Source organism: Mycobacterium sp. pUA109, from assembly GCF_041287095.1.
GTDB lineage: Bacteria > Actinomycetota > Actinomycetes > Mycobacteriales > Mycobacteriaceae > Mycobacterium.
The window spans coordinates 1-3,841 of record NZ_JBGGKS010000047.1; the positions used below are offsets into that span (position 1 = coordinate 1).

The window sequence follows — 3,841 nt, forward strand, 5'->3', positions numbered from 1 at the left end:
CGGCAACAAAGTCCAAACCGCCGGCGGCAACATGGCCTCCACCGACGGCGCCGTCAGCGCCAGCTGGGCCTAACACCACCGAAGATGAACTGGGGGCGGTGAATTCGCTGATTTCTCGTCTCGCGCCCCTCGGCGCAGCGGTACTCGACCACACGCGGTGGCACACCGATCACACGGTGTGCCACCGCGTTTCGAGTTGCAACAAGGGGTGTAAACGTGCCGTCAAAGTCGGGCCGCGGAGTGTTAAGAACCCGCAAATACGCCTATCCCGTACGCGCGGTGTAGGGGATTGTTGGGACATGAGCAGCGACCGACCCGCAACGGGTCGGCGTGTTTCGGTAAGGAGAGAGGCCGATGTCTTTCGTAACTACTCAGCCTGAGGCGCTGACGGCGGCAGCCGGCACCCTGCAGGGCATCGGGTCGTCGCTGGCCGCCCAGAACGCGGCCGCGGCCACCCCGACGACCGGGGTGATTCCCGCGGCCGCCGACGAGGTTTCGGCGTTGACGGCGGCGCAGTTCGCCGCGCACGCGAGCCTGTACCAGGCGGTCAGTGCGCAAGCGACCGCGATTCACGAGATGTTCGTCAACACCTTGGGCGTCAGTGCCGGGTCGTATGCGGCCACCGAGGCCGCCAATGCGGTCGCGGCCGGCTAACCCCAAAATTTCGCAGGCAACGAGTTAAGGAGAGACCACAATGCCTACGCGTTTTATGACCGATCCGCACCAGATGCGGGCCATGGCGGGCCGCTTTGATGTGCACGCCCAAACCGTTGAGGATGAGGCCCGCAAGATGTGGGCGTCCTCGATGAACATCACCGGTGCTGGTTGGGGTGGAACCGCCGCCAACACCTCCTACGACACCATGGGGCAGATGCAGACGGCGTTCCGCAACATCGTCAACATGCTGCACGGGGTGCGCGACGGGTTGATTCGGGACGCCAACAACTACGAGCAGCAAGAAGCCGCGTCGCAGGCGGCGTTGAGCAGCTAAGGAGCCAAGACATGAGCATCAACTACCAATTCGGCGACGTCGACGCCCACGGGGCGCTGATCAAGGCCCAGGCCGCGTCGTTGGAGGCCGAACACCAGGCGATCATCGCCGACGTGCTGGCCGCCGGCGACTTCTGGGGCGGCTCGGGGTCGGTGGCCTGCCAGGAGTTCATCACCCAGTTGGGTCGCAACTTCCAGGTGATTTATGAGCAGGCCGCCACGCACGGCAGCAAGGTCCAGACGGCCGGCGGCAACATGGCCTCCACCGACGGCGCCGTCAGCGCCAGCTGGGCCTAACACCAACACACCACTTGCGCCGAGTGTGAACTGACCACCCGTCAGCGCACACTCGGCGCAGTGCCGCTGGGACGGCGGGCGTCAACATGCCGTCAAAGTTCGAGCGCCGCGTGTTAAGAACGCGTAAACGAACCTGGTCACCGTACTGTGTGCTGCGCAATTGTGGCCGCAGACCACGCAGTAGCTGGCTCTCCGCGAGGGGTCAGCTTGATTCGGTGAGGAGTGTTCATGTCGTTCGTAACCACCCATCCGGAGGCGCTGATAGCAGCGGCCGGCAAGCTGCAGGGCATCGGCTCGTCGCTGGCCGCCCAGAACACCGCCGCGGCAGCGCCAACCACCGGTGTGGTTCCCGCGGCCGCCGATGAGGTCTCGGCCCTTCAGGCCACCCAGTTCTCCGCCTACGGCACGCTGTATCAGCAGATCAGCGCCCAGGCTACGGCGATTCACGAGATGTTCGTCAATACCTTGGGTGCGAGCGCCGAATCGTATGGCAGCACCGAGGCCGCGAACTCCGCGGCGAGCTCGGCCCAGTCGGGGCTGTCCGGGCTGCTCGGGCTGTTCACCGGGTCCGCATCCGGGCCCTACGGACTGCTCCCCAGCGCACTAAGCAACGGCAGCATCGCCGGCGCCATGCAGGTAGGCAACTTCGGTTCGGCCGCCTCGGACCTGCTGCAGTTGGGCAGCTCGGGTTTCCTGGCTCCAGGCACACTGACCGGCGCCGAGGGCAGCGAAGCCGCCGCCGCGGGCGGCGGTTTGAGCGGCGCGACGCTGGCAGGAGCGGGCGGCACGACGCTGGCCGGGACGGTGAGCCCGGCCGGTGTCGCGGGCGCGCCGGCCGCTGTGGTGGCCGGGGTCGGCCACGCCTCCTCGGTCGGCGGGTTGTCGGTGCCGCCCAGTTGGGCCGGCGCCACCGCACCGATGTCCAGTGCTGCCCCGGCCGTGCTGCGGGGCGCGGGCTGGACCGCCGCCGCCCCGCACAGCGCCCCGGTGACCACCATACCGGCCGGGATGCCGTCGGTGGCCTCGGCCGGCCGCGGCGGGTTCGGCTTCGGCACGCCGCGCTACGGCGTCAAACCGCTGGTGATGCCCAAACCGGCAGTCATCTAGCGGCCCAAGCACATTCGCTACCGAGGACAGGATTGACGAGATGGATTTTGCAGCATTGCCGCCCGAGATCAACTCGGCCCGCATGTACGCCGGTCCCGGCGCGGCGCCGATGATGGCCGCCGCGTCGGCGTGGAGCGGCCTGGGTGCCGAGTTGGCGACCACGGCGGCGTCCTATGAGTCGGTGATCGCCGCACTAACCGGGGAGGAATGGTTGGGCCCGGCGTCGCAGGCGATGGCCGCCGCGGCCGCCCCCTATGTGGGCTGGATGAACACCACCGCCGCGGCCCTCGAACACGCCGCCGGCCAGGCGATGGCGTCGGCCGCCGCCTACGAGGCAGCGTTCGCGGCCACGGTGCCCCCACCGGCGATCGCCGCCAACCGGGCGCAGTTGGCGACCCTGGTCGCCACCAACATCCTGGGGCAGAACACGCCGGCGATTGCGGCCAATGAAGCCCTCTACGGCGAAATGTGGGCCCAGGACGCCGCGGCCATGTACGGCTACGCCGCGTCCTCGGGCAGCGCCGGGGTGTTGAACCCGTTGACCCCGCCGGCGGAAACCACCAACCCGGCCGGGCTGACCGGCCAAGCCGCCGCCGTCGCCCAAGCCGCCGCGTCGAGCAGCGGCACCCAAACCGGGCTGTCGCAACTGGTCGCCAACCTGCCCAGCACGGTGCAGGGGCTGGCGTCCCCGCTGGCTGGGTCCTCCGGGTCGGGGGGCTTCCTGTCCGATTTCATCAACTCGACGCAGAACATCGGGATTTGGAACGCGCTGCAGACCTACGGCAGCGCGGCGGGCAACATCGGGGCGTGGAATATGTTCGCCGGCATCTCGGCCGCGGCCGGGCTGGCGAACGCCCATGGTGCGGCGATCGGCGGTATCGACGGTGCGGCAGGCGCGACGGGCGCGGCGCTGGTCGGTGCGGCGACACCCGCGGTCCCCGCCGTCGCTTCCGTGCCCGCCGGCGTTGGTGCCACGCCGGTGCTGGCCGGCATGGGCCAAGCGGCCCCGGTCGGTGGGCTGTCGGTGCCGGCGAGTTGGTCGGCGGCCACCCCGCCGACCACCAGCGCGGCGACGTTAGCGGGTAGCGGCTGGACAGCGGCCGCCGAAGAAAGCGCGGAGGTGGCCGCCGTGCCGGCCGGGATGCCGTCGGTGGCCTCGGCCGGCCGCGGTGGTTTCGGCCTCGGCGCGCCGCGCTACGGCGTCAAACTGACCGTGATGCCCCGCTCGGTCGTAGTGGGTTAACAAATGTCGTAGTGGGTTAACAAACAAGGAGGCGACGCGTTACATGTTTGAAGCCGACCGTTCAACGAAACGTCGTAGCCTTTGTGTGACCCCATCCCCCGTCGACCACGTTCAGATCAGGAGAGTTTGAGATGCCTACGCGTTTTATGACCGATCCGCACCAGATGCGGGCCATGGCGGGCCGCTTCGACGTGCACGCCCAAA

The 3,841-nt window shown here is 68.6% G+C and carries 5 protein-coding genes and 1 pseudogene; all 6 read left to right on the top strand.

Annotated features, from left to right (window positions below; genetic code table 11):
- The first annotated feature begins 354 nt into the window (after positions 1 to 354).
- The gene (locus ACAG26_RS27560) at positions 355 to 654 is read left to right on the top strand and encodes a PE family protein (protein WP_370486253.1); all 300 of its coding nucleotides are present in this window, start codon (positions 355 to 357) and stop codon (positions 652 to 654) included.
- A gap of 40 nt (positions 655 to 694) precedes the next feature.
- The gene (locus ACAG26_RS27565) at positions 695 to 991 is read left to right on the top strand and encodes a WXG100 family type VII secretion target (RefSeq protein WP_370486254.1); all 297 of its coding nucleotides are present in this window, start codon (positions 695 to 697) and stop codon (positions 989 to 991) included.
- A gap of 11 nt (positions 992 to 1,002) precedes the next feature.
- Entirely contained in the window at positions 1,003 to 1,287 is a 285-nt protein-coding gene (locus ACAG26_RS27570) for a WXG100 family type VII secretion target (protein WP_370483690.1), read from the top strand.
- A 228-nt stretch (positions 1,288 to 1,515) separates the two neighbouring features.
- The gene (locus ACAG26_RS27575) at positions 1,516 to 2,394 is read left to right on the top strand and encodes a PE domain-containing protein (protein WP_370486255.1); all 879 of its coding nucleotides are present in this window, start codon (positions 1,516 to 1,518) and stop codon (positions 2,392 to 2,394) included.
- A 40-nt stretch (positions 2,395 to 2,434) separates the two neighbouring features.
- Positions 2,435 to 3,637 carry a PPE family protein gene (locus ACAG26_RS27580; protein WP_370486256.1) on the top strand — a complete coding sequence of 401 codons (1,203 nt, stop codon included), beginning with the start codon at positions 2,435 to 2,437 and terminating at the stop codon, positions 3,635 to 3,637.
- Between the two features lie 131 nt (positions 3,638 to 3,768).
- Positions 3,769 to 3,841 (top strand): annotated as a pseudogene (locus ACAG26_RS27585) (WXG100 family type VII secretion target); the annotation flags it as partial.